This is a genomic window from Bradyrhizobium sp. SUTN9-2, from assembly GCF_003122645.1.
In the GTDB taxonomy this organism is placed as follows: domain Bacteria; phylum Pseudomonadota; class Alphaproteobacteria; order Rhizobiales; family Xanthobacteraceae; genus Bradyrhizobium; species Bradyrhizobium yuanmingense.
Window position 1 is genome coordinate 2,119,102 of the sequence record NZ_LAXE01000001.1, and the last position, 24,672, is coordinate 2,143,773.

Below are 24,672 nucleotides of genomic sequence, written 5' to 3' on the forward strand. Positions count from 1 at the left end.
CGATGCCCGGTGTTCGCGCTAACCAGGAGACGGCTTTTCCAGAGCGGTCGCGATCCTCTCCAGCAATGCATTGGTTCGCCTGTTTTCCGCGACCTGCTGCTCGTATAGATCGACCCAGCTCGCCCCGGATGATGAGCGCCGGATCGTGCGCGAGTACCATAGCCAGGCGCCCACCAGCACCAGGAACGGCAACCAAGACACGATCAGATTAAAGACCCAGGATGAACCACCGCTTCCGCCTGGTGTGTTGGCGAACGCAAAGAAAACGACGAGAGCTCCGACGAGACTGACCCACAAGGCAATCAACAGAAGTCGAGATCGAAGCTTGGTCATTTCAGTCACGGCAGTTCCCTTTGGTCGGCTGACAAGGCCGATACTATCATGAGTTGATTTCTCCTCCATGCTCTCGCGCATGCGGTCGTTGCAACGTGGTTAGCCGCTTCTTTGCTGGACGCCTTGGCCATCATGACGCCCACCGTCACGAGGGCACACCGTGAAATTCGTTGCAATTGTCGGATTGAGCCGGAAGCCGTCGTTGCCTTTCGCTCAGGACGTTCGCGCGGGGTCCCTCAGCGGAAATTAACGTTGCGTCGCCAACATGCTCGACATGCATTCCAAACGGCGTCGTCAAGTGCCCTATCTGGTTCACACCAACAGAGAGCTCGGCCTGATGCTCCGGGGCACCAAGCCCCTCGCATATTTCATGGATATCGTCGGCCAGGAGCCGGACATCTGTATTCGGTATTGGCGCATGTTCGACCGGCATGTCGCTGAAGGCCGCCTGACGAAGCGCGAGCTGATCGAGCCATGTCCTGGGGCGCCGCAGCTCGAATATCGGATGCTGTTCTACACATTGCCCGGTCACGAGTGGCGGATTGACGCCATGCTTGCGCTGCTGAACGAGTCCGGAGCCTGGTCCGATGATCGAGAACGGCGCTTCGGCGAATTGCTCGGTTACGAGACCTGGCAGATCGACCATTGGCTGACGCATGGTCGCTCGCCGACCGACGCTTAGCTTGCTGTCCCGCACACTGGCAACCCTGCAGCGCTCGAGGAGCCCCTTGCTATGCGGAAAGTCGGGAACGATAGGGCGCGGTGAGCAGCAGCATGAACAGCGCTCTCTCGGCCTGGTACTTTGCTGCGGGTCGACTGGCTTCCCGGCCCTGCATCACCACCGCGCCTTGAATGGTGCAGACGCTCCAGCTCCATGTCCTGCGCCTGCGCTGCGCCAGGGTCACTTCGAAGATCGGAAATTCCGGTCCCGCCATTGCCGCCGCTTCTCGCCAGACATCCAATTTGGGCGAAGTTGAACCCGGAGCGCCGGCCTGTGTCTTCACCCATTTGGGTGAAGCGAAGCTTGCCCCTGCCGGGGCAGGCCACCGGACAAGTCTGGCGTCAATCTCTCAGCGGTAATTTGGGGATCGCACCGAAGAGGGCGGCTGCGCTCTTCTGGTTCCGCGTTCCCGTCTTGGCGAGGACGGCCTTGACCTGGGTGCGGATGGTTTCGCGGCTGAGCCCGTGATGCGCGGCGATGTCGCCGATCGTCTGTCCTTGCGCGATTCCGCGCGCAACGCGCGCCTCGCTCGGGGTGAGGTCGAACAGGCCGCGAATGAGGGCGAGGCTCGGGGCCTGTGAGGCGGTGACCGGCGTCGCGATGAGGAGGCCAACCGCTCCATCGAAGAGATCGCGGGCCTCGCCCGGCATCGAAACCAGATGAAGCACCACCCGATCGAGATCGCTGGCGCGACGCGCGGCGAAGGAGCACACGGCCTTGTCCGGCGCATCGAGTTGGGCGAGGCCGGCGCGCAGCAGGGTGTCGGCGGCGCGGTCCTTGATCGCGATCCGGTCCTTCGGCAACCATTGCAGAAGGTCGGTCATGGCTTCGATCAAGGCGTTGGCGGTCAGAACCCGCCCGGAGCGCGTGATCGCGAGGGCCGGCAAGCCGACCAGCGACAGCGCCTCGGTTGCCGCCCGCATCCGGGTGAGGCGCCAGCGTGTCGACAGCAAAGCCGCCCGCGCGAGATGGGGGCGAAAGCGGTCGAGAAAATCGAGGTCCTGCCGCGAAAAGGCAGGGCGGCCGGCCAGTCTTTCCATATGGAAGACGATGATCTCACCGGACGGGCTGCGGACCGCCGTCGCACAAGCGTGCTCGAAGCCCCACTTCTTGTTCCATTCCACCCGATAGGGATCGCGCTCCCATTCCTCCAGCGAAAATGCCTCGTGCTCGCCGACGAAGCCGGGGTGATCGAGCGCCAGGAGTCGCGGGGTCGTCTCCGTCCGGCTGGAGAGGTCGCCACGCAGGAACGCCGAGAACGCTTCGCGGATCGACGGCGACGTCACGACACCGTTCCAGACACCGGACCACTGATCGGAGTCCGAGGTGATCATGACCATGCCATAGGCGCCCGCGGCATGAGCGATCCTCTCCAGGACATCAGGCCAGAGCTCTGGAACGGTCGCTGCCTCGTGGATGCGGTCCACGATCTGCTCGAAATCGATGCCCGTCATTGCTGCGCTGGACCCATCAGATTCGACCGATCTTTCAGACGCGCGGCGTGCATTTCTGCAGCAGCCTTTGTGCTTCGCCCGCCCAAGGCCCTTGATACCAATCCGCTTCGGCGGAACCAATTGCTACTATTTCCCAAGCCGGCCCGGATGGACGGCTAGCAGAAATCATGTCCATATATCAACTATTTGACAGGTCAGAGGTTGTCCCGGCGGCTTTCAAGGTCGGTCTGATCCCGTAAGCCGGGGGCAGCGCTGAATGGACCACGGTTCTCGGCGCATCAACCTATCGGCGTTCGCGGGTAGAGGAGGCGAGCATGATCCTCATATGGCTTGGAGTGCTCCTTGTTTTCGGCGGCCTATTCCAAATGGCGTTTCAGCCCATTTGGCGAGGTCGATTCAGTGGTGGGAAGTGGCTTCGCTCCGGACGTGACACGCTGGAGCCTGAAAGGCCCGGTAGCGGCTTCGGCGTCAAATCGAACTGGCCTGGACTTGTGATGGTCGCGCTTGGCGGCGCTTTCTTGCTGGCCGGAGCTGCCATCTGAGTTGAAAGCAGACAAAGGCCTGAGAAGATACAGGATGGCCGAACCCGTCGAGCTGCGCCAGTTCAGAAGGCAGTGCAGGCCCTGGATATCGTGCTGAGCTGGAATTTTCTTCCAGAGGTGAATGATGCGCAACCCCGTCGCACCTTTGCCGAGTTGACATCACAGCAGTTCGACGCTGGCATGGTTGACGCGAGCGGCAGCTTTTGGCCCGCCTGTCCCAATCCATGGGGACAGACGGCGGCAACTGAAAGGCGCTAGCCTTGGTATCGAGGAGACGACAAGGGAGCGAAGCTTGAGCACCGCGCCGCGCATCGAGATCGACCCGGCTGCCTTCTGGGCCGACCCCTATCCGATGCTCGCCAAGATACGGAAGGAGGCGCCGATCGCCTTCGTGCCGCAGCTCGGCTCGACGCTGCTGACGAGCCGCGACGACATCTCGATCTCGGAGAAGCAGATCGACGTGTTCTCCTCGCACCAGCCCGCCGGCCTGATGAACCGGCTGATGGGCCACAACATGATGCGCAAGGATGGCGAGGCGCATCTCGTCGAGCGCCGGGCGATGTTTCCGACGGTCTCACCGAAGACGGTGAAGGGCTACTGGACCGCACAGTTCCAGGCCCATGCGGATCGCATCATCGCTTCACTCGAACCGGGCCGGATCGATCTCATGCGCGACTTCGCGCTGCCGTTCTCCGGCGAATGCCTGAAGTCGATCACCGGCCTTACCAATATCGGCTTTCAGGACATGGACGCGTGGTCGCAAGGCATGATCGAAGGCATCGCCAATTATGCCGGCGACCCTGAGGTCGAGGCGCGCTGTCATGCGGCGACCGCGGGCATCGACGCCGCGATCGACGACATCCTGCCGGTGATGCGCAAGCATCCCGACCAGAGCATTTTGGGCGTGCTGCTCGCCTCGGACATGCCGATGGAGAGCGTACGCGCCAACGTCAAGCTTGCCATCTCCGGCGGCCAGAACGAGCCGCGCAAGGCGATCGCCGGCACGGTCTGGGCGCTGCTGACCCATCCCGACCAGCTCGATCTGGTCCTGCGCGGCGAGGTGTCGTGGCTGCAAGCCTTCGAGGAATATGCCCGCTGGATCTCGCCGATCGGCATGTCGCCGCGCCGCATCGCAAAACCCTGGACCATTCGCGATGTGGCGTTCGAGCTCGACGAACGCGTATTCCTGATGTTCGGCTCCGCCAACCGCGACGAGAAGCATTTCGAGCGCGCGGACCAGTTCGACGTGCGGCGCGACACCTCCAAGAGCGTCGCCTTCGGCGCCGGCCCGCATTTCTGCGCCGGCGCCTTCGCCTCGCGCGCCATGATCGCCGACGTCGCGCTGCCGACATTGTTCGCGCGGGCCTCGCGCATCGAGCTCGCCGAGGACGAAGAGGTGCGGATCGGCGGCTGGGCCTTCCGCGGGCTGCAGAATCTGCCGGTGAGGTGGGAGCAATAGGCCGGTGGTGCTCGTGGCACGCCGCCCGTCACACGTTCGGTGTCATCGCCCGGCTTGACCGGGCGATCCAGTACTCCGAGACAGTTGTGGTTGAATCGCCGGGCCGCGGCGTACTGGATTCCCCGCCTTCGCGGGGAATGACGGCGAGAGGGTGGAGGGAGCTCCGCGCCTCAGCACCCACTACGAAATCATGCCATTCTGCCGCTGTTTTGCCCGACGAGTCAAACGCACTTCGGATAATACGTAAGTCGTTGTTTTCGCACGCCCGGCTACTGTGCATGGGGTTGTTTTGCGACTTTTTATGTTCCGCCGGTCCGGGCCCACCAAATCCGTGGAGCTCTCACATTCGCGTGCAGAAAAATTCCATCCTCATTCGCTTCACCGCTTGAAAGATTAATCACGCGCGCGGCATGCACCGCAGTGCTCGCATCGCTATTTTCCCGGACGTCTCGACACTTCCGATGACGCGCACCATCATTCGGCAAACGTGAATGATGACGGCCGCACGCGGCCGGGAGTGTGGAATGCAGCGTCGAGACTTTCTGAAACTTTCGGTTGGAACTGCGGCCGCCGCCGCGTTCGCATCGCCGGCGATCGCGCAAGGCGCGGTGAAGGAAATTCGTATCGGCTACCAGAAGACCGGCGTGCTGGTCATCACGCGCCAGCAGGCTGCCCTGGAAAGACATTTCGCAGCCTCAGGCATCGAGGTGAAGTGGATCGAGTTCTCCTCGGGCCCGCCGATGATGGAGGCGATGAACGTCGGCAGCGTCGATTTCGGCGCGGTCGGAGATTCCCCGCCTGTGTTCGCCCAGGCCGCGGGCGCGGCGATCGTCTACGCCGCCGGTCAGCCCATCACTAACGGCCAGGGCATCCTGGTGCCCAAGGATTCGCCGATCCGCGACATCACCCATCTCAAGGGCAAGCGCATCGGCTTCACCAAGGGCTCCAGCGCCCACAACGTCGTAGTGCAGACGCTGGAGAAGGCCGGCCTCACCTATGCCGACATCATACCGGTCTACCTGACGCCGCCGGATGCCGGCCCCGCCTTCGCCAATGGCAGCATCGAGGCCTGGGCGATCTGGGATCCCTATTTCGCCATCGGCGAGACCAAGCAGAACGGCCGCATCCTGATCAATGCGCGCGAGGTCACCAAGACCAATTCCTTCTACATCGCCAACCGCGAGTTCGCGAAGAACCATGCGGCGATCCTGCAGCAGATCGTCGACGTGACGACCGCGGCCGGCCAATGGGCCGAGCAGCACCGCGACGAGGTCGCAAGATCGCTCGCCGCGATCACCGGCGTTCCCTTGGATATCCAGACCGTCGCCGCCAACCGCGCGAACTTCGTGATCGGTCCTGTCACCGACGAGATCGTCGCGACCCAGCAGGGCGTCGCCGACCGCTTCTACAAGCTCGGCCTGATCCCGAAGCCGATTCATATTCGCGACATCGTCTGGCGCAACCCGGCAGCCTGACCGTGCCGACAACTCTTCCCGTTCAAAAAGGTCTGAACATGAAGCGCATCGTTCAACGCGTGATCGCAGCCATCGTGCTGTCGATCGGCATCGTCGCGGCCGCCGTCGGCACGACCTACGGCTAGGGGCAATCCATGAGCCAATCCAACGCCAACATCCTCTGGTTCCTGCCGACGCATGGCGACGGCCGCTATCTCGGCACCGGCATGGGCGGCCGCGAGGTCAATTTCAACTATCTGCGCCAAGTCGCGCAGGCCGCCGATCAGCTCGGCTATTTCGGCGTGCTGTTGCCGACCGGGCGATCCTGCGAGGATTCCTGGATCGTTGCGTCCTCGGTCGCGCCGTTCACCGAGCGGCTGCGCTATCTCGTCGCCGTTCGTCCCGGCCTGCAATCGCCGAGCGTAGCCGCGCGCATGACCGCGACGCTTGATCGCATCTCGAACGGCCGGCTCCTCGTCAACGTCGTCACCGGTGGCGATCCCGTCGAGAACAAGGGCGACGGCATCTTCCTCGGCCACGACGAGCGCTACGAGGTCACCCGCGAGTTCCTCAACGTCTACAGCGACCTGCTCGCCGGCAAGACGGTGAACGCCGAGGGCAAGCACATCCGCATCGAGGGCGGCAAGCTGCTGTTTCCCCCCGTGCAGTCGCCGCGGCCCCCGCTCTATTTCGGCGGCTCCTCCGATGCCGGCATCGACGTCGCGGCGGACACCGTCGACAAATATCTCACCTGGGGCGAGCCGCCGGCGCTGGTCGCCGAGAAGATCGCGAAGGTGAGGCAGGTTGCCGCCGCTCGTGGCCGCAAACTCTCCTTCGGCATCCGTCTACACGTCATTGTCCGCGAGACCAACGAAGAAGCCTGGCACGCCGCAAACGAGCTGATCAGGCACGTCAGCGACGACACCATCGCGCTGGCCCAGAAGAACTTTGCCCGTATGGACTCGGTCGGTCAGCAGCGCATGGCGCAGCTCCACGGCGGCAAGCGCGACAAGCTCGAGATCGCGCCGAACCTGTGGGCCGGCGTCGGCCTCGTCCGCGGCGGCGCCGGCACGGCTCTGGTCGGCGACGCCCAGACGGTTGCGGCCCGCATCAAGGAGTATCAGGATCTCGGCATCGATACCTTCATCATGTCGGGCTATCCGCATCTGGAGGAAGCCTATCGCTTCGCCGAGCTGGTGTTCCCGCTGCTCGCGCTGGAGCAGCCGAGCAACGTGACGAAGCTGCATTTCAACGGCGGTCCGTTCGGCGAGACCGTCGGCAGCGATTTCCGTCCGCAGCACCGGGTGTCGCAGTCATGAGCCTGATCGACAGCATTTCGCTTCCGCGCAGCATCCGCCTGCCGCGGGCCGACGGCCTGATCCAGTGGATCGTGCCGCTCGCCATCATCGCGGTCTGGCAGGTCGCGAGCGTCACCGGCTTCGTGCCGACGCGGGTGCTGCCGGCCCCGAGCGACGTCGTGCTCGCGGGCTGGAAGCTGCTGGTCTCCGGTGAGCTCGTCCGCAACATCTGGGTGTCGTTCTGGCGCGCCTCGGTCGGCTTTTTGATCGGCGGCAGCATCGGCTTCGCCTTCGGCCTCGCCAACGGCCTGTCGCAGCTCTCGGCCAGGCTCACCGATACCACCCTGCAGATGGTGCGCAACGTGCCGCATCTGGCGCTGATCCCGCTGGTCATCCTCTGGTTCGGCATCGACGAAAGCGCAAAGCTCTTCCTGGTGGCGCTCGGGGTGTTCTTCCCGATCTATCTCAACACGCTGCACGGCATCCGCACCGTCGATCCGCAGCTGATCGAGATGGGCCGCATCTACGGCATGACCGATGGCGAACTGTTCCGCCGCGTCATCTTCCCGGGCGCGCTGCCTTCGATCTTCGTCGGCATCCGCTTTGCGCTCGGCATCATGTGGCTGACGCTGATCGTCGCCGAGACCATCGCGGCCTCTTCCGGCCTCGGCTACATGGCGATGCAAGCGCGCGAGTTCATGCTGATCGACGTCGTCGTGCTCTCGATCCTGATCTACGCCCTGCTCGGCAAGCTCGCCGACAGCGCCTCCCGCGTGCTGGAGCGTCTGACGCTCTCCTGGCACCCCGCCTTCCAGAAACGTTGAGCGAAAATACTGGGAATCACATGCAGACAGCGCTTCGTACCTCTCTTCCCGAGACCGAGCTCGCCGGCCGCGCCACTTTCGCCCCTCACGCCCGCGTGGTGCGCGAGGAGCGGCAAGAAGAACACCGAGTTCAGGCCAGCGGCCTGCCGCTCAGCATCCGCGGCTTGCGCAAATCCTTCGGTGACAACGAGGTGCTGCGCGGCATCGACCTGCACATTCCCGCCGGCCAGTTCGTCGCGATCGTCGGCAAGAGCGGCTGCGGCAAGAGCACCCTGCTGCGCCTGATCGCCGGCCTCGACAAGATCGATGCGGGCAGCATCAGCTTCGGTCAGGAGATCCAGCCCGAGGACATCCGCGTGATGTTCCAGGAGCCGCGGCTGCTGCCCTGGGCCCGCGTGCTCGCCAATGTCGAGGTCGGCCTCGGCCGCGATCGTGCCTCGAGCGATGCGCATGCCCGCGCCGAGAAGGCGCTGATCGAGGTCGGCCTCGCCGACAAGCGCGATCAATGGCCCTCGGTGCTCTCAGGGGGCCAGAAGCAGCGCGTCGCGCTCGGCCGTGCGCTGGTCTCGCGCCCGCGCGTGCTCGCCTTCGACGAGCCGCTCGGCGCGCTGGATGCGCTGACCCGTATCTCAATGCAGCGCCTCTTGGAGCGGGTCTGGCGCGATCAGGGCTTTACCGCGATCCTGGTGACCCACGATGTCTCGGAAGCCGTGGCGCTGGCCGACCGCGTGCTCGTCATCGAGGAGGGCCGCATCGCCCATGACGTCACGGTTAACGCCGCCCGGCCGCGCCAGCGCGGCTCGGCCGAGCTTGCCGGGCTCGAAGGCTCGATCCTGAGCCACCTGTTGTCGGCGGACGATCGTACCTAAATAAAGGGAACCCCCGCTTGCGGGGAGTAGCGCCATGAATGTAGTGCCCCGCGAGCTCATGACCGAAATTCCCGTCTCGTCCGCCGATTTCCGCGGCGCCATGCGCCACCTCACCGGCGGCGTCAGCATCATCACGGCCGGGCGGGGCAAGGACATCTCCGGCATGACTGTGACCTCGGTCACCTCGCTGTCGGTCGAGCCGCCGACGCTGCTGGTCAGCATCAACCGCGACGCCTCGTCGTTTCCGCTGATCCGCCGCCACGGCGCCTTCGGCGTGAACATCCTCAATGCTGACCAACTCGACATTGCCGAACGCTTTGCCGGCAAGGGCGGGCTGAAGGGTGCGGATCGCTTTGTAGGCAGCCAGTGGGTGACGGCAGTCTCTGGTGTCCCGCTGCTGGCCGGCGCGCTCTCGGCCTTCGATTGCGAAGTCGAGGAGATCGTCGAACGGCACTCGCACGGCATCGTCATCGGCCGTGTCAGGGATATCAGGAGCTCGACTCGCAATGCCGCGCTGGCCTATTGGCACGGCCAATACGTGGCGGTCGACCAGGACGAAGACGCGGCCCGGCTCGCCGATGTCAGCCTTCCCGCGCGCGGCCGGCGCGGCATTTGATCGCCGTCGGCGAGCCTCGCGCAAGGCTGGCCTTTTCCGCCTCATCGCTCTAGAAGCGCTCCTGACTGTCCCGCCGGACGCATGGAGCGGAACGATGAAGCGCGTGGCAACCTTGATCTTCTACGCCGTCGGTGCGCTCGCGATCGCCTATCTCGCGCTCTACGCCTACGCGATGTTCTCTGGCTCTCCGATCGTGCCGGGCGATCCCATCCACATCTTCCGCAAGCCGGATGCGCCGAGTTATTCGTAGAACTTGGTCGGTCTCGTAGGGTGGGCAAAAGGCGCCCTTGCGCCGTGCCCACCATCTCTCCAAGGCGGCAACCGGAACGGTGGGCACGCTTCGCTTTGTCCACCCTACGCACCTCCGTTCACCCCCGCAGAATCGCCAGCGCCAGCGCCTGCGCGCGCGGCACGATGCTGTCGATCTCCAGATATTCCTCCGGCGTGTGCGCGAGCCCACCGACCGGGCCGAGGCCGCAAATGGTCGGCGTGCCGACCGCGGCGGTGAAGCCGGAATCGGCGCAGCCGCCGGAGAACTCGCCCTGCAGCGTGGTGAGGCCCACCTGTCTTGCGGCGGACTGATAGCCTTCGAACAGCGCCTTCGAGTCCGCGCTCTGCACCACCGGCACGAACTCGCCCTTGATCGACAGCGTCGCGCTGGTGCCCGGCACGTAGGAGGTCGCGACGATCTTTTCGATCGCACCCATGATCCGCGCGCGATCGGCCGGATCGACATAGCGCAGGTCGATCTGCCCTTCCGCGTAAGGCGCGGTCGTGTTGACGGACTGCCCACCCGAGACGAGGCCGACATTGAGCGTGATGCCCTTGTCGAGATCAGTGAGCGCGTGAATATGCACGATCTTGTGCGCGAGCTCGCCGATGGCGCTGACACCGGCGGCGAAGTTGGCGCCGGAATGCGCGGCCTTGCCGGTGATGGCCATGTGCATGAAGATGCCGCCCTTGCGCCCGGTGACGACGTTGCCCGTGGGCCGGCCCGGCTCGGAATTGAACACCGCGCGTGCCGCGCGTCCCTCGCGCTCGATCACCGGGCGCGAGGAGGGCGAGCCGATCTCCTCGTCGGAGGTGATCAGCACCTTGATCGGATGCGGTGCGCCGCCGAACTTGTGGAAGGCGGCGGCCACGAACACGTTCATGACGAGGCCGGACTTCATGTCGGCGACACCGGGTCCATAGGCGCGGCCATCCCGGATCGTGAATGGCCGCCGCGCGGCCTCGCCCTTGCCGAACACCGTGTCGCGGTGTCCCATCAACAGCACCGGCTTCTCGTTGCTGCCGGGCTTTGCCACCTCGGCATGGATCGCGTCGCCGAACGTGCCGTGGCTTTCGCGCCGGAACGGAATGCCATGCTCGGCAAAGTACCGCTCGAACCGCGCACCGACGGCATCGACGCCTTCCTTGTCGTAGGAGCCGGAATCGATGTTCACGACGTCGCGGAGCAGGTCGATCATCGCCTGCTTCTGCGACGCCAGCCAATCCGTGATTTGAGCTTCAGACATGTGGTCCCTCGCGTGGTTTTCGGGCGGGGTTATAGGGCGTGCCGCGCGGATGGCATAGTCACGTGGCGCGGTTCGGTCATGCGAAGGATGCGCTTGAGGTTCGTCATTGCGAGCGCAGCGAAGCAATCCGGTCTGTCGCCGCCGAGGGATTCTGGATTGCTTCGCTGCGCTCGCAATGACGGGGTGGCGGCCTGCGCCAAACGAAAATGCCCGGACTTGGCCCGGGCATTCGCGTCCGCTCGATGGTCGCGGGCGCCTACGCCCCCATCATCGGCATCCGCGGATATTCCCCGGGCGTGCCTGCGGGCGGGATCGGGATGCCGCCGTCGGCATATTCGTTGAGCTTGTTGCGCAGCGTGCGGATCGAGATGCCGAGGATGTTGGCAGCATGGGTGCGGTTGCCGAGGCAGTGCTTCAGCGTCTCCAGGATCAGGTCGCGCTCGACGTCGGCGACGGTGCGCCCCACCAGCGCGCGCGTCACCTGCTCGGCGGCCATAGTGGCATGCGCCACGGCCGGGGCGGTCTTGGCGAGGTCGAGGCGGTCGCCGTCCGGCGTGATGATGGCGTCGGGCCCGATCTCGTCGCCCTGGGCCATCAGCACCGCACGGTGCATGGTGTTTTCGAGCTCGCGGACGTTGCCCTGCCAGCGGTTGGCGGAGAGCACGCGCCGCGCCTCGGCCGAGAGCGGACGCAGCGGCACGCCGTTGGCATCGGCATATTTCTTCACGAAGTGCTGGGCGAGCTCAAGGATGTCGGCGGGACGCTCGCGCAGCGGCGGGATCTTCAAATTTACGACGTTGAGGCGGAACAGCAAGTCCTCGCGGAACGTGCCCTCTCGCACGGCCTCGGCGAGATTGCGGTTCGAGGTCGCGATGATGCGGATATCGACCGGAACCGGCTTGGTGCCGCCGACGCGGTCGATTACGCGCTCCTGGATGGCGCGCAGCAATTTCGATTGCAGGCGGACGTCCATCTCCGAGATTTCGTCGAGCAGCAGCGTGCCGCCGGTCGCCTCCTCGAACTTGCCGATGCGGCGGGCGACCGCGCCGGTGAAGGCGCCCTTCTCGTGGCCGAACAGCTCGGATTCCAGCAGGTGCTCCGGGATGGCGGCGCAGTTGATCGAGATGAACGGGCGCTTGGCGCGGGCCGAGCGGGAGTGGACGTAGCGGGCCAGCACTTCCTTGCCCGTGCCGGATTCGCCGGTGATCATCACCGAGGCGTCCGAGCCGGCGATCTGCTGGGCGAGCTTGATCACCTTTGCCATCGCATCGTCACGGTAGACCAGCTCGCGGGAATCGTTGGCGACGGCAGCCAGCACCGCGGCGATCAGCTCCGGATCTGGCGGCAGCGGGATGTATTCCTTGGCCCCGGCATGGATCGCAGCGACCGCGGCGCGGGCGTCGTTGGTGATGCCGCAGGCGACGATCGGGGCGTGGATGTGCTCGGCTTCCAGCCGCAGCACGAGGTCGCGGATGTCGAGCGCGACGTCGACCAGCAGGAGGTCGGCGCCCTTGCCCCCGCGCAGCACGCGCATCGCCTGCTCGTGATCCTCGGCATGGGTCACGGTGGCGCCGTTCTCCATCGCGATCTTGGTGGCGGTGGTGAGCTGGCCCTTCAATGTGCCAACGATGAGAAGCCGCATGTCAGTCTCCTGTCCGTCTGCTCGCGCCGTCGCGCGTCATGTCCTTTGTCAGCCGCGTTCGGCCTTGATGATTTCCGTCATGGTCACGCCGAGCTTGTCCTCGACCAGGACGACCTCGCCGCGGGCGACCAGCTTGTTGTTGACGTAGATGTCGATGGCCTCGCCGACGCGCCGGTCGAGCTCGAGCACGGTGCCCGGTCCGAGCTTCAGGAGCTCGCCGACGTCCATCTTGGAGCGGCCGAGCACGGCCGAGACCTGCACCGGCACGTCGAACACCGCCTCGAGGTCGGCGGCGGCACGCGCCGCATATTCGTCCTCGTTGTAGCCGACGTCGGTGCCGGCAGGCGGCATCGGGCCGTTGAGATCGGGCAGCGGGACCTGTCCGTCGGTGTCGCTCATGGTTTAGCTCCCCCTGCGGGACGCGATATAGCGTCCGACCATTTCGTCGATCTTGGCCGCGATGGCGCCGCGCTCCAGCACGACGCCGCCATCGGCCCATTCGATCCGGCAGTCGCCGGTGGCAATTTCCGGCTCGGCCAGGATCACCAGCCGGCCCTCGAAGCCGCTCTGCTTGGCGAGCCGCTCGATCTTCTCGCGCGCGCTGTCGTAGAGCGAATCGTTGATGCGGACGACGAGATGCGGCGTCGCGACCAGATGCGAGAAGCAGTCCTTGACAAGCGCGATGACCTCGCCGAGCGGCTCGGCGGCGACGAGGTCGGCGCACAGCTTGCGCGCCACCGCGATCGCGACCTCGACCGCCTCGGTCTCCATCCTGGTCTCGATGTTGCCGATGCCGGCGGCGACGCCGCGGATGGCGATGTTGATCTCTTCCATCGCGAGCGCGACGCGGCGGTCGCTCTCGGCCTTAGCCTCGCGCTGGCCGGCGGCAAAGCCGTCCTGATAGGCGCGGGCCTCGGCTTCCGCGACCTTCTGCGCGATCTCGGCCGCGGTCGCGGCCTTCTCGCGCGTCGCCCGTTCGGGCGCCGCGAAGTCGGTATCGAACAGGAATTTTGCCGGAGCGGCCATCAGTACACCAGCTCGTCGTCGGCGCGGTTCTTGGTCAGCATGATCTCACCCTTGGCGGCGAGGTCCTTGGCGAGATTGACCAGCAGCGCCTGGGCCTCGTCAACGTCGCGCAGGCGCACGGGGCCCATCGCCGCCATGTCGTCCTGGAGCATCTTGGCCGCGCGCGAGGACATGTTGCCGAAGAAGAAATTGCGGACGTCCTCGTTCGCGCTCTTGAGCGCGACGCCGAGCTTGTCCTTGTCGACGTTGCGCATCAAGGTCTGGGCGGAGCCGGAATCGAGCTTCACCAGGTCGTCGAAGGTGAACATCAGCGCCTTGATGCGCTCGGCGGATTCGCGGTTGTCCTCTTCCAGAGAGGTGATGAAGCGGGTTTCGGTCTGGCGGTCGAAATTGTTGAAGATTTCCGCCATCACCTCGTGGGCGTCGCGGCGGCGGGTCTGCGACAGGTTGGACATGAATTCGGTGCGCAGCGTCTTCTCGACACTCTCGATCACCTCCTTCTGCACCGCCTCCATCTTCAGCATGCGGTTGACGACGTCGAGCGCAAGCTCCTCGGGCAGGATGCCGAGCACGCGCGCGGCGTGCTCCGGCTTCAGCTTCGACAGCACCACGGCGATGGTCTGCGGGTATTCGTTCTTGAGATAGTTGGCGAGAACCTCTTCCTGCACGTTGGAGAGCTTCTCCCACATGTTGCGCCCGGCGGGACCGCGGATCTCGTCCATGATGCCGTTGACGCGTTCCGGCGGCAGGTATTGCTGGAGCAGCCGCTCGGTGGCGTCGAAATTGCCCATCAGCGCGCCCGAGGCCGACATGCGCGAGACGAATTCGAGCAGCATGTCCTCGACGGTGTCGACTTCGACGGTGCCGAGCGTCGACATCTCCAGCGAGAGCTGGCGCACCTCGTCGTCGTCGAGCAGGCCCCAGATCTTGCCGCCGTATTGCTCGCCGAGTGCCAGCATCAGGATCGCGGCACGCTTCGGCCCGGGCAGCTGCTCGAGGCCCTTGCCGTCGGCGGCGCGATTGCCGGCGCGCTGACCTAGCGTGGAGATCACGCTGGTGATGTCGTTCGAGTTGGCGTTTTGCAGATTAGCGGCCATGTCAGATCACTTCTTGATGCACTTGGCGTTGGTTATTTCGTCGGCTCAGTCAGCCACTGGCGGATGATTGCGACGGTTTCGTTGGGATTGCGTTCGGCGAGCTCGCCGACGCGGTGAACGGACTGGGCGTGGACCTGGCCCTGAATGGTGGCGACGTCGATGGCGCTGGTGCCGCCGCTCGGCAGCAGCGGCTGGCCGGCCGGCGCGGCCTCTTCCGAGGCGGCTGGGCCCGTCAGCACGCCGGAGATGGCGGCGGCGACCTCGTCGGAGGCGAGAATGCGCTTGACCAGCGGGCGGATCACCAGGAACAGCACGACGAGGCCGAGCAGCATCATCACGCCGAGCTCGACGAAGTACATGACGTCGTCCTTGGTGAACTGCAGCATGCCGAGAAAGCCGCCAGGCTCGCCGATCGGGGCGGTGGAGGGCGCGTCGGCGAAGCGCAGATTGACGACCTCGACCTGGTCGCCACGCTTCTGGTCGAAGCCGATCGCCGAGCGCACCAGCGTGGCGATGCGGTCGAGCTGCTCCTTGGTGCGGTCCTGGTAGGCCAGCTCACCCTTGTCGTTCTTGCTGTAGATGCCGTCGACCAGCACCGCGACCGAGATGCGGTTGACCCGGCCGGCCTCGGTCACCTCGGTCTTGGTGGTGCGGGAGATCTCGTAATTGTTGGTCTCTTCGGTCTTCTTGCTCTGGTCCTTGGGCGCGACGCCGTTGTTCTGCTGGTTGCCGGGCAGCTCGTTGTTGACGGTGACCTGGCCGTTGTTGTCGGCGGTCATGCTCTGCTCTTCGCGGGTCTGGCTCGAGCGCAACACGCGGCCTTCGGGGTCGAACTTGTCCGAGGTCTGGGTGACCTTGTTGAAGTCGAAATCGGCGGAGAGCTGCACGCGGGCGCGGCCCGAGCCGACCACGGAGGAGACGATGTCCTCGACCTGCTTGCGCATCCGCTTCTCGAAGGCGATGCGGCGTTCCTCGCCGATCGCCTGCTCCGGATCGGTCTGGGCGCCGTCGGCGAGCAGCTGGCCGGCCTCGTCGACGATCGAGACCCGCTGCGGCTTCAGGCCGTTGACGGCGGAGGCGACGAGGTGGCGGATGGCGCGGATCTGCTGGGCTTCCAGCGCGCCGCGGACGCGCACCACGATCGAGGCCGACGGCTCCGGCGCTTCGCGGGCGAATAGCGGCCGCTCGGGCAGCACCAGATGGACGCGGGCGGCCTGGATGCGGTCGATGGCCCGGATGGTGCGGGCGAGCTCGCCCTCGAGCGCGCGCAGATGATTGATGTTCTGGACGAAGGAGGTGGTGCCGAGCGCGTCCGACTTGTCGAACACCTCGTAGCCGACGCCGCCGCCCTTGGGCAGGCCGCCCTCGGCGAGCTTCATCCGCAGCCGCGTGACCTTGTCCTTGGGCACCATGATGATGGAGCCCTCATTGCGGATCTCGAACTGGATGCCCTGGCGTTCCAGGTCCTTGATGATGCTGGAGGAGTCTTCGACTGACAGGTCCGTGAACAGCGTCGTCATCTGCGGCGTGGTGACACGCATGATGACGAAGGCAAAGAAGCCGATGAGCGCGGCGGTGACCGCGATCATCGCCCCGAACCGGGCGGCACCGATACTTTTTAAGAAGTCCGCAAGACCTTGCAAGCAACCGCCCCGACCAATCCGACCCGCAACCGAGCGGTCGACTGGGCAATTATTGCCTAGGTGATGGTTTCGATATGGTTAACGAAGGTTAAGAGGTCGGACAAAAGTGCATCATGAAAAAAATCGGCCTCGCAGAGCGAGGCCGATTTTCGTCAAAAACCGCAGAATTCCGGATCGCCTACTGGCGATATTGCTGGATGCGGGTGGTGCGAAGACCCGCCAGACCGTGCTGGTCGATGGAAAACTGCCAGGAGAGGAATTCGTCGACCGTCAGGGTATAACGGCTGCAGGCCTCCTCGAGGGAGAGAAGTCCGCCACGGACAGCGGCGACGACTTCGGCCTTGCGGCGGATGACCCAGCGTTTGGTGCCGGGTGCAGGCAGATCCGCGATCGTCAACGGACTGCCGTCCGGCCCGATGACGTATTTTACCCTCGGGCGATGGGGTTCTGTCATGGCGTACTCACAAACTCTCAACCACTGAACTCACGCCGTAACCGTAACCCCCGCGGCTTAAAAATCCGCTAAGCCTAAGGGTTCAATACAATTCTCGTTGAATCTTGCGGGAACGCGGCCGACTCGGCGGGCGAAAGACGCAATCTCGGCCGGCTGAGCGGGGCAGAAGGCAAATACTTTACTAACAAAGAGGGTCTGCCGAGGTGCCGCGGAGGCCCTGATAGTCATCCCGGGGCGCGCGGAGCGCGAGCCCGGGATCCATAACCCCAGGAAGGGGTTTGACGAAGACTTGGGGGACCAGCTATGCGCTCCAACCACACCCTGTGGCTATGGATCCCCGCCCCCCGTGCGCAATTGCGCACTAGGCGGGGATGACACCGAACTTGTCGCTGCAGCGCTCCCTCAATTGCTCGTCGCAATGATGCTCTTGACCTGGCTCAGCGTGTAGCTGGCGCCGTCGATGGTGAGCAGCGGCGGCGACTGGGTCAGATCGACCGACGACACCACGCCCTGCACCTGCGCGGCGATGCCGACATTGTTGTTCGCGACGTCCTTGCCCGTGGCCGAGATCGTGTACTTGCCGTCGGGCCATTGCGTGCCGTCATTACCCATGCCGTTCCAGGTGAAGGGAATGTCGTTGCCGGCGGCGGCGGTATATTTGCCGTTGAACACGGTCTGGCCGCTCGAATTGGCGATGGAGATCTCGACGGTGGAGTCGGTCGGGACGTTGAGATGCCACACAGCCGTCGAGTTGGTCATCGTCGCGGTCGAGCCGTCGACCAGCGCGGTCTTGCCGACGAAGCCCAGCGCCTGGGTCGCCTGCGTGGTCTGCTGCAGAGTGACGAGCTGAGCCAGCGATTCGTTGGTCTTGAGCTGCTGCTCGACGCCGGCGAACTGCACCAGCTGCTGGGTGAACTGGTTGGTGTCGAGCGGATCGAGCGGGTTCTGGTTCTGCAGCTGCGTCGTCAGCAGGGTCAGGAAGGTCTGGAAATTGCCGGCGAGCGTCGACCCCGTGGTCGAGCTCATCGACGAATTCGACGAGGATTTCGGCAGGTCGGTCGTCCCGGAGACGACCGGGGGCGAAGTGGCGGCATTCGTGGTGGTCATTGCCAGATACTCCTCACACTCTGATGTCGACGCCGCTGCTCGATCCTAGCATGCGGCCATAGCCGCGCCCGATGGGCGCCGTGGAAACGCTGTCGTCCTCGCTGATGATCAGGCGGCGGGCATTGCCACCATTGTCGTTGTTCTGGCCTGAGTGCTGGCCCGATGAATTCTGGTCGCGCAGGCTGAAGGACAGACCGTTGCTGCCGGTCTTGAAGCCGGCATCGTCGAGCGCGCGCTGCAATTGCGGGGCATCCTGACGCAGCATCTGCAGCGTCTCCGGCTTCTCGACGGTGAGATGCGAGGTGACGTTGCCGGCGCGGTCGACGTTGATGCGCACGTCGATGCGGCCGAGCTCGGCCGGATCGAGGCTGATGTCGAACCGCGACTTGCCGGACCGAATGGCGGCTGCGATCTCGATCGGGATGCCGCTGATCGGCACCGCCGTAGTGTGGGTCGCCGCGGTCGCGGTGAGCGTCGCGGTTGATGCTGTCGCGGCCGAGGTCGTATTGGTCAGCGGCGCCTGCACGGCGGAGGCGGCCTGTGCGCTGGTATCCGTCGGAGCGAGTGTGGCTTGCGGGCCGGCATGCGCCGGCGCGGCCGACGTGGTCTGGGCCGGATCGGCGGCGCGGTCGGCGGGGCCCGCCTTGGCATCGGTCGCGACGTGATCGGGCTGCGGCTTGACGCCTTGCGCATGGGCGGCGTTGGCGGCCGGTGCTTGCGCAGCGACGTTCGCCTTGCCGGTGTCCTGGCCGATATTGGAGAGGTCGGTCTGGGCTTGCGCCGTGGCGGCCTCTTTGAACCCGGTCTTGGGCGTGCCCTGGCTGACCGCGGCGATCAGTCCGCCACCAGCTTTTCCATCGGTCGAGGCGGTCTCGGTCGTGCCGGCCGCGGCCTCGCCGAGCGTCGTCGTGGTCTCGGCATCGACCTCGGCGCCTGCGGCCTTGGCGCTCGCCGTGGCGGTATCGGTCTTGGTGCCGGCGATCTGGGCCGCGATGGAGGCGCTGGCGGCAAGACCTGCCGCGGCGATCGCGAGCGGCGCGGCGGCGGCATCGCCAGCCTGGTTCGCAGCTGCATTCGGGTCGACCGGGACGACCGGCGCGGCAACGATGATGCCGGGGTCGGGCAGGGCGGTCTGCGTCGTCGCGGACGGCGCGGCGGCAGCCGCCTCGACGGCGGCCGTGAGGACCTCGGTGCCATCAGTCGCGTCGCTCTCGGGCTCGTCGGATTTGTCGGCCGATTTGGCGTCGGCCGTCTCGGACTTGTCTTTGACCTTGCCGGCGTCCTTGGTCGGATCGCTGGGCGCCTCGCCCCTGTCATTCTCCGCAGGCGCAGACGCCTCGGTGTCGTCGCTCGCCTTGCTCTGCGAAGGCTGGTCCGTGGAAGAGGTGTCGCGCGACGGCCGCTCGGCCGCCGGGGAGGACGAGCTCTGCTCGTTCCGGCGCGGTGCGGCGTCCTGCGCGTTGTTGCCGCTGGCCTGCGTGTTGCTGTCGACCAGCGAGCCGAAAGCCTCGCTCGCCGGCGTGTCCTTCGGGGCTTGCGACCGGACAGGCTTCTGCTGCGCGCTCTGGATTTGCACGCTTGCCACGACATCTGACATCCGACCGACCACAGGCAACCCCTTGCAAGCAACTTCGCATCAAGAGGGAGCAAGGAGCGGGCCAGCGTCCCGAACTGAATATTTCAGTAACTTAATCAATGATTTGGCGACGTGGGTGCATTGCCGGGCCGCCGGCTCCGACCCCGCCATTTCTGCCGCCCCGGCAAGAATTGCCCTAAGCGGGGGCCCCGCGCGATTGCTTCACCGGAATGCCGCCTATATTAAAGAGGCTACTCTCAGCCGCTTTCGACTTGGGCAGTCGTGCTCTTCGGGAACCAAGGTTCCGGGGGATCGCCGCCGTCCCCCGAGAAAGCAAATCGCGGATCGCGCGTCGCCGCCGTCACAACGCTCTAGGGCCCATGCTCAACAGTCTGGATCTCGAAGGCCGTCCCGAGGACACCAGGGTCGTCGTTGCCATGTCGGGCGGCGTCGATTCCTCGACGACGGCTGCGCTGCTGAAGGCTGAGGGCTATGACGTCGTCGGCATCACGCTGCAGCTCTACGACCATGGCGCGGCCACCCACCGCAAGGGCGCCTGCTGCGCCGGCCAGGATATCCACGACGCCCGCGACGTCGCGGCCAAGCTCGGCATTCCCCATTACGTGCTCGACTACGAGGACCGCTTCCGCGAGTCCGTCATCGACAATTTCGCCGACTCTTACGCGCTCGGCGAAACGCCGGTGCCCTGCATCGAGTGCAACCGCAGCGTCAAGTTCCGCGACCTCTTGAAGACCGCCCGCGAGCTCGGCGCCCAGGCGCTCGCCACCGGCCATTACGTCGCCTCGCGCCGCCGGGGCGACGGCTCACGCGCGCTGGTCTGTGCGGCCGACGCCGACCGCGACCAGAGCTATTTCCTGTTCGCGACCACGCAGGAACAGCTCGACTTCCTGCGCTTTCCGCTCGGCGACATGACCAAGCCCGAGACGCGCGAGCTCGCGCGCCGCTTTGGCCTTGCGGTCGCCGACAAGCACGACAGCCAGGACATCTGCTTCGTGCCGACCGGCCGCTACACCGACATCATCACGCGCCTGCGCCCCAATGCGATGGACCCCGGCGACATCGTCGATCTCGAGGGCCGCGTGCTCGGCCGGCACAACGGCATCGCCAATTTCACCGTCGGCCAGCGCCGCGGCCTCGGCATCGCAGCCCATGCGCCGCTGTTCGTGGTGCGGCTGGACGCGGCGACCCGCCGCGTCGTGGTCGGCCCGCGCGAGGCACTGAAGATGCACCGCATCGCACTTCGCGACGTCAACTGGATCGGCGACGGCGACATCGACCGCGCCATCGGAAGCGGCCTCGAAATGTTCGTGCGCGTGCGCTCCACCCGTAGCCCCCAACCGGCCTGGCTGCGCGGCAGCAATGGCCGTTACGAGGTCGAGCTCGTCGCAGGCGAAGAGGGCGTCTCGCCGGGACAGGCCTGCGTGTTCTACGACGCAGCCGGCGGCCAGGCCCGCGTGCTCGGCGGCGGCTTCATCCAGAGCGCTGCGGCCAAGGTCGGCACGGGCACATCGCGCCCGCTCGCGGAAGTCGTGCGCGGCTGAGGGAATGACGACATCAAGCACAACTCATTGGGCTGGGTTCACCTCTCCTGTTGTGGAGAGGTGAAGTAAGGGCAGGGGCATGGCAGCAGACATCTCGCGGGCCGGGGTCGAGAAGGCCTATGGCCGCTGGGCGCCGGTCTATGATCTGGTATTCGGCAAGGTGTTCGACGCCGGCCGGCAGTCGACCATCGCCGAGGCCGACCGCATCGGCGGCCGCGTCCTCGACGTCGGCGTCGGCACCGGTCTTTCGCTCTCCGAATACGCGCGCACCACCAAGGTCTGCGGCGTCGACATCTCCGAGCCGATGCTGCGCAAGGCGCAGGCGCGTGTCCGGAGCTTACGTCTCTCCAATGTCGAAGTGCTCTCGGTGATGGATGCGAAGAACCTCGCCTTCCCCGATGATTTCTTCGACGCGGTGGTGGCGCAATATGTCATCACCGCCGTTCCCGATCCCGAAGGCACGCTCGACGAGTTCATGCGCGTGCTCAAGTCAGGCGGCGAGCTGATCCTGGTCAACCACATCGGTGCGGAGAGCGGCCCTCGCAAGCTGTTCGAGCTCGCTTTCGCGCCCATCGCCCGCCGCCTCGGCTGGCGCCCGGAATTCCCGTGGGCGCGCCTCGAGGGCTGGGCCGCAAGGCACGGCGGCGTCGCGCTCACCGAGCGCCGTCCCATGCCGCCGATGGGCCACTTCTCGCTGATCCGCTACCGCAAATCGTGATTGCCACCTGCGGGAACAGGGGGCCTCGCGCGCGCGTTTGCTTCCCATGCGCACGACAAACCTCATTCTTGCGGGCCTCCTGATCGCCGCCTCTGCACCGGCGATCGCGCAGGCCCCGCCCGCCCCGGCGACGCCGCCGCAAGCGACCGCGCCGCCATCCCCGCAACGCGCCGCCGGCTGTGCCCCATCCGATCGGCTGGCGACCACCCCGGAAGGCACCACCACCGGCCAGTCCCGGGAACCGCTCGGCGACAAGCTGGCCAAGACGGACGGCGTGCTCTGCCCGCCCGCGGGCGTCGATCCCGACATGCACGCCCCCGCGCCCAGCACCGACAGCAACACCCCGGTGATCCCGCCCCCCGGCAGCCCCGGCGGCGACCCCAATGTGAGGCCGAAATAAGGGCGCTTCCCGGGTGAGGGGGACCATCCGCGAGTTCGGCGCCGTAAAAAATCGCAAATTCTGGTGAGAAATCGGCCCGAAGCGGACTTGTCGCGCCGAAGCTTTAGCGAAGGCGGATTGACTTACCCCCGCCCCCTTCCTTATATGCCGCGCGTTCGCGAGATCGGCCTCAAGTCGCCGCCGCGATCCCTGTGGCGGGGTAGCTCAGCTGGTTAGAGCACGGGAATCATAATCCTGGGGTCGGGGGTTCGAGTCCCTCCCCCGCTACCACCTTTCCCCACACTCCTTTGACTTTATTTGGATAGGCCTTTTCGCCGAGCAGGGAGTTCAGCCGGCCTGCTATCTCGACGGCTAAACCACCTGGGCGTCCCGGTTGGCGGAGCACGGTGACCGTCTCGACCAAGTCTCTAATGGCTTCCGCGGCCTCTCCGTCGCCCGCACTGACACCTTTACCCACTGCCTCTTCAAGCCGACCGAGTTGCTCCTCATATCGTTTGAGGATGGCCGGATGCAGCGCAATTTCGTTCGGGGCGGATGGTTCCCTTTGCAACTCCTCAGATATTCGCTTTCGCTCGGCATCTAACGCAGTCGATCGCGGCCCGAGAACAGACGGATCGCCATGTCCCTTCGCGATCGCATCGACCAATCGTTCGATTTCTCGACTCAAATGCCCTAGCTGCTGCTCGAGGCGGTGTCGCTTTGCCTGTGATGTAGCTAGGAGGCGCTTCCGCTCCTCCAGATACGTTCGTACGTATTCCGAAAACACCTTCGGTGCACGCAGTTCGGCCCTGAGCCCGCTGAGGACTGCACTCTCGACCGCATCTAGATAAAAGGTCTTGGCATCAGAACATGTGCCGCTCTCTTTCGACGCGGAGCAGCGAATACGAGTGCGCCCTGATTTATCGCGTCCATTGGTTGCCATACCCGAACCACATGAGCCGCACCGGAGCAGTCCGGATAGCATCCGACGAGGCCGACGTTGGTGGCTGGGGTGGATGTGACCGCGCTCTTCCTTGCGTTGCTGAGCAGCCGTGAATAGCTCTGGATTGACAATTGCAAGATGCGGCACTTCAGCCATCTGCCAATCACTCTTCGGATTAGGTCGCGACAGGCGTTTTCCCGAGTCGGGGTCCTTCACCATCCTGACCTTGTTCCAGACAAGGCGCCCCACATAAAGTTCGTTTAGTAGAATGCCGGCGCCCCTCTCATGATTGCCATTGATTGTTGACGCATTCCAACCTCGGCCCCGCGGAGGAGATACCCCCTCGTTGTTGAGATCATGCGCGATTTCCCGAGGCGTACGGCCGTCCACGTATTCCTGAAAAATGCGCCGGATCACTTGTGCCTCGGCCTCGACAACCACTCGTTCACCACTTCTTCCAGGGACCGCTGCGTATCCGTACGTCAGGCCCCCACCAGCCAAACCTTGCTTAACCCGCCCCGCTTGGCCGCGACGCACTTTGTGCGCATTGTCCTCGCGATAAAGTTGCCCGACCAAGCCGCGAAGGCCCACCAGCACAGTGTTAACGACGCCCTCGTGGACCGCCCGGATCTCGATCCCGAGAAATGACAGCCGCTTATGAATGCCAGCCAGATCTTCCATGTCGCGAGAGAGGCGATCGAGCGCTTCGACGATCACTACGTCAAAGGATTTCTCCCGCGCCTGGTCCAACATCTGTAGAAGGCCTTCGCGGCCCATGACAGACCCGCCCGAACGAGCCCGATCTTCATGGGTGCTGACAACAATTAATCCTTCACGCTCGGCATAGCTCTGGCAAAGTGAAAGCTGATCCTCAATCGATCGCTCGTTCTGGAGATCGGTTGAGAATCGAGCATAGATCGTCGCTCTTTTCCTCGTTTCGATCGATGAGCTGTCTTTCATGATCCTCCCTCGCGGCCACACGGGCAAGTACTCGCGCGAGACGTAAGATCGCCTTGTCTGGATTCGTCGGCAAGAAAAATTTGCAATCGGCCTCCCCCACGATCGAACCTCTAGGTTATCGCGCAGCTCAACGAGGTGCACGCACCTGCGCTGGCGCCAGTCGACAAGACGACGTGGGGGGAACTGATCATCTCGAGCATCCTTGCTCGGATCATGACCAAGTGTAACGCCCTCCATGAGCTCGTCGTGCAATCGGATGCCCAGGCGAAGAAAAAGATACGAGCGAACGGCGTTGCATGGAACTGATACGGCTAGGAACCGCACAACCTCTCCATCTAGCCAATACCGAAGTGGAAATCCCGGGCTTCGCCACAGGACTATATTTCCGCCGTCGAATTCGCCACCAGTTCGGCCGATTGGAGTACTTCGCTAGACCGTGGGCGAGGAGGCGGTGGATGGTTCAACCGTCCTTAGGCCG

General features: G+C 64.9%; 26 protein-coding genes and 1 tRNA gene. 13 read left to right on the forward strand and 14 right to left on the reverse strand.

Going from position 1 to position 24,672, the window contains the following annotated elements:
• Nucleotides 1-18: 18 nt before the first annotated feature.
• Nucleotides 19-342: a hypothetical protein gene (locus tag XF30_RS39110; RefSeq protein WP_225126228.1), complete on the reverse strand. Its 324-nt coding sequence runs from the start codon at nt 340-342 to the stop codon at nt 19-21.
• Between the two features lie 289 nt (nt 343-631).
• On the opposite strand from XF30_RS39110, the gene XF30_RS10020 reads away from it, so the two are divergent.
• Nucleotides 632-1,015, forward strand: a complete 384-nt coding sequence (locus XF30_RS10020; protein ID WP_244608889.1) for a hypothetical protein — start codon at nt 632-634, stop codon at nt 1,013-1,015.
• 49 nt (nt 1,016-1,064) lie between these two features.
• Here XF30_RS10020 and XF30_RS10025 read toward each other — a convergent pair whose 3' ends face one another.
• From XF30_RS10025 to XF30_RS38005, 3 genes are all read right to left on the reverse strand, one after another.
• A complete protein-coding gene (locus XF30_RS10025; RefSeq protein WP_050995847.1) occupies nt 1,065-1,268 on the reverse strand; it encodes a hypothetical protein in 204 nt (67 codons plus the stop codon).
• A gap of 127 nt (nt 1,269-1,395) precedes the next feature.
• On the reverse strand, nt 1,396-2,508 hold the full coding sequence (locus XF30_RS10030; RefSeq protein ID WP_109142562.1) for a helix-turn-helix transcriptional regulator: 1,113 nt from the start codon (nt 2,506-2,508) through the stop codon (nt 1,396-1,398).
• Nucleotides 2,509-2,864: 356 nt separating this feature from the next.
• Complete coding sequence (locus XF30_RS38005) at nt 2,865-3,182, reverse strand: hypothetical protein (protein ID WP_158284339.1); 318 nt, start codon at nt 3,180-3,182, stop codon at nt 2,865-2,867.
• A gap of 160 nt (nt 3,183-3,342) precedes the next feature.
• Between XF30_RS38005 and XF30_RS10040 the strand changes: the two genes are divergently transcribed.
• The 8 genes from XF30_RS10040 to XF30_RS38430 all read left to right on the forward strand — a co-directional run bounded on the left by XF30_RS10040 (nt 3,343) and on the right by XF30_RS38430 (nt 9,820).
• A complete protein-coding gene (locus tag XF30_RS10040) occupies nt 3,343-4,509 on the forward strand; it encodes a cytochrome P450 (RefSeq protein WP_109142563.1) in 1,167 nt (388 codons plus the stop codon).
• Nucleotides 4,510-5,033: 524 nt separating this feature from the next.
• A complete protein-coding gene (locus XF30_RS10045) occupies nt 5,034-5,984 on the forward strand; it encodes a sulfonate ABC transporter substrate-binding protein (protein ID WP_109142564.1) in 951 nt (316 codons plus the stop codon).
• Nucleotides 5,985-5,986: 2 nt separating this feature from the next.
• Nucleotides 5,987-6,109 carry a hypothetical protein gene (locus XF30_RS39760; protein WP_260344179.1) on the forward strand — a complete coding sequence of 41 codons (123 nt, stop codon included), beginning with the start codon at nt 5,987-5,989 and terminating at the stop codon, nt 6,107-6,109.
• Nucleotides 6,110-6,118: 9 nt separating this feature from the next.
• Nucleotides 6,119-7,282 carry an FMNH2-dependent alkanesulfonate monooxygenase gene (gene ssuD, locus XF30_RS10050; protein ID WP_109142565.1) on the forward strand — a complete coding sequence of 388 codons (1,164 nt, stop codon included), beginning with the start codon at nt 6,119-6,121 and terminating at the stop codon, nt 7,280-7,282.
• Complete coding sequence (gene ssuC, locus XF30_RS10055; RefSeq protein WP_035999023.1) at nt 7,279-8,085, forward strand: aliphatic sulfonate ABC transporter permease SsuC; 807 nt, start codon at nt 7,279-7,281, stop codon at nt 8,083-8,085. Before ssuD ends, ssuC begins: the two co-directional genes overlap by 4 nt.
• Before the next feature lie 20 nt (nt 8,086-8,105).
• On the forward strand, nt 8,106-8,954 hold the full coding sequence (locus XF30_RS10060) for an ATP-binding cassette domain-containing protein (RefSeq protein WP_036022154.1): 849 nt from the start codon (nt 8,106-8,108) through the stop codon (nt 8,952-8,954).
• Nucleotides 8,955-8,988: 34 nt separating this feature from the next.
• On the forward strand, nt 8,989-9,570 hold the full coding sequence (locus XF30_RS10065) for a flavin reductase family protein (RefSeq protein ID WP_109142566.1): 582 nt from the start codon (nt 8,989-8,991) through the stop codon (nt 9,568-9,570).
• A gap of 94 nt (nt 9,571-9,664) precedes the next feature.
• On the forward strand, nt 9,665-9,820 hold the full coding sequence (locus XF30_RS38430) for a hypothetical protein (protein WP_192893091.1): 156 nt from the start codon (nt 9,665-9,667) through the stop codon (nt 9,818-9,820).
• A gap of 118 nt (nt 9,821-9,938) precedes the next feature.
• On the opposite strand, the gene XF30_RS10070 is transcribed toward XF30_RS38430, so the two are convergent.
• The 9 genes from XF30_RS10070 to XF30_RS10110 form a co-directional block, all read right to left on the reverse strand.
• Complete coding sequence (locus XF30_RS10070) at nt 9,939-11,087, reverse strand: M20 family metallopeptidase (protein ID WP_109142567.1); 1,149 nt, start codon at nt 11,085-11,087, stop codon at nt 9,939-9,941.
• Between the two features lie 256 nt (nt 11,088-11,343).
• On the reverse strand, nt 11,344-12,729 hold the full coding sequence (flbD, locus tag XF30_RS10075; protein WP_035999037.1) for a sigma-54-dependent transcriptional regulator FlbD: 1,386 nt from the start codon (nt 12,727-12,729) through the stop codon (nt 11,344-11,346).
• Nucleotides 12,730-12,777: 48 nt separating this feature from the next.
• Nucleotides 12,778-13,128 carry a flagellar motor switch protein FliN gene (gene fliN, locus XF30_RS10080; RefSeq protein ID WP_035704875.1) on the reverse strand — a complete coding sequence of 117 codons (351 nt, stop codon included), beginning with the start codon at nt 13,126-13,128 and terminating at the stop codon, nt 12,778-12,780.
• 3 nt (nt 13,129-13,131) lie between these two features.
• Nucleotides 13,132-13,755, reverse strand: coding sequence for a FliH/SctL family protein (locus XF30_RS10085; RefSeq protein WP_109142568.1), 624 nt, complete (start codon nt 13,753-13,755; stop codon nt 13,132-13,134).
• The gene (gene fliG, locus XF30_RS10090) at nt 13,755-14,852 is read right to left on the reverse strand and encodes a flagellar motor switch protein FliG (protein ID WP_109142569.1); all 1,098 of its coding nucleotides are present in this window, start codon (nt 14,850-14,852) and stop codon (nt 13,755-13,757) included. The genes XF30_RS10085 and fliG overlap by 1 nt, the downstream gene beginning before the upstream one ends.
• 32 nt (nt 14,853-14,884) lie before the next feature.
• Nucleotides 14,885-16,495 carry a flagellar basal-body MS-ring/collar protein FliF gene (gene fliF, locus XF30_RS10095; RefSeq protein ID WP_109142570.1) on the reverse strand — a complete coding sequence of 537 codons (1,611 nt, stop codon included), beginning with the start codon at nt 16,493-16,495 and terminating at the stop codon, nt 14,885-14,887.
• Between the two features lie 178 nt (nt 16,496-16,673).
• Entirely contained in the window at nt 16,674-16,949 is a 276-nt protein-coding gene (gene sciP, locus XF30_RS10100) for a CtrA inhibitor SciP (protein ID WP_002714638.1), read from the reverse strand.
• Nucleotides 16,950-17,351: 402 nt separating this feature from the next.
• Entirely contained in the window at nt 17,352-18,056 is a 705-nt protein-coding gene (locus XF30_RS10105; protein WP_109142571.1) for a flagellar hook assembly protein FlgD, read from the reverse strand.
• Nucleotides 18,057-18,069: 13 nt separating this feature from the next.
• Complete coding sequence (locus XF30_RS10110) at nt 18,070-19,665, reverse strand: flagellar hook-length control protein FliK (protein ID WP_109142572.1); 1,596 nt, start codon at nt 19,663-19,665, stop codon at nt 18,070-18,072.
• Between the two features lie 347 nt (nt 19,666-20,012).
• Here XF30_RS10110 and mnmA point away from each other — a divergent pair, with 347 nt between their 5' ends.
• The 4 genes from mnmA (at nt 20,013) to XF30_RS10130 (ending at nt 22,582) form a co-directional block, all read left to right on the forward strand.
• The gene (mnmA, locus tag XF30_RS10115) at nt 20,013-21,194 is read left to right on the forward strand and encodes a tRNA 2-thiouridine(34) synthase MnmA (protein ID WP_109142573.1); all 1,182 of its coding nucleotides are present in this window, start codon (nt 20,013-20,015) and stop codon (nt 21,192-21,194) included.
• 79 nt (nt 21,195-21,273) lie between these two features.
• Nucleotides 21,274-21,912, forward strand: coding sequence for a class I SAM-dependent methyltransferase (locus tag XF30_RS10120; protein WP_109142574.1), 639 nt, complete (start codon nt 21,274-21,276; stop codon nt 21,910-21,912).
• 46 nt (nt 21,913-21,958) lie between these two features.
• Nucleotides 21,959-22,312 (forward strand): hypothetical protein, encoded by a 354-nt coding sequence (locus tag XF30_RS10125; protein WP_057027990.1) that lies wholly within the window; start codon nt 21,959-21,961, stop codon nt 22,310-22,312.
• 193 nt (nt 22,313-22,505) lie between these two features.
• Nucleotides 22,506-22,582: transfer RNA gene (locus XF30_RS10130), tRNA-Met, on the forward strand.
• On the opposite strand, the gene XF30_RS10135 is transcribed toward XF30_RS10130, so the two are convergent.
• On the reverse strand, nt 22,539-24,431 hold the full coding sequence (locus XF30_RS10135) for a recombinase family protein (protein WP_502696159.1): 1,893 nt from the start codon (nt 24,429-24,431) through the stop codon (nt 22,539-22,541). The genes XF30_RS10130 and XF30_RS10135 overlap by 44 nt on opposite strands.
• Nucleotides 24,432-24,672 lie beyond the last annotated feature (241 nt).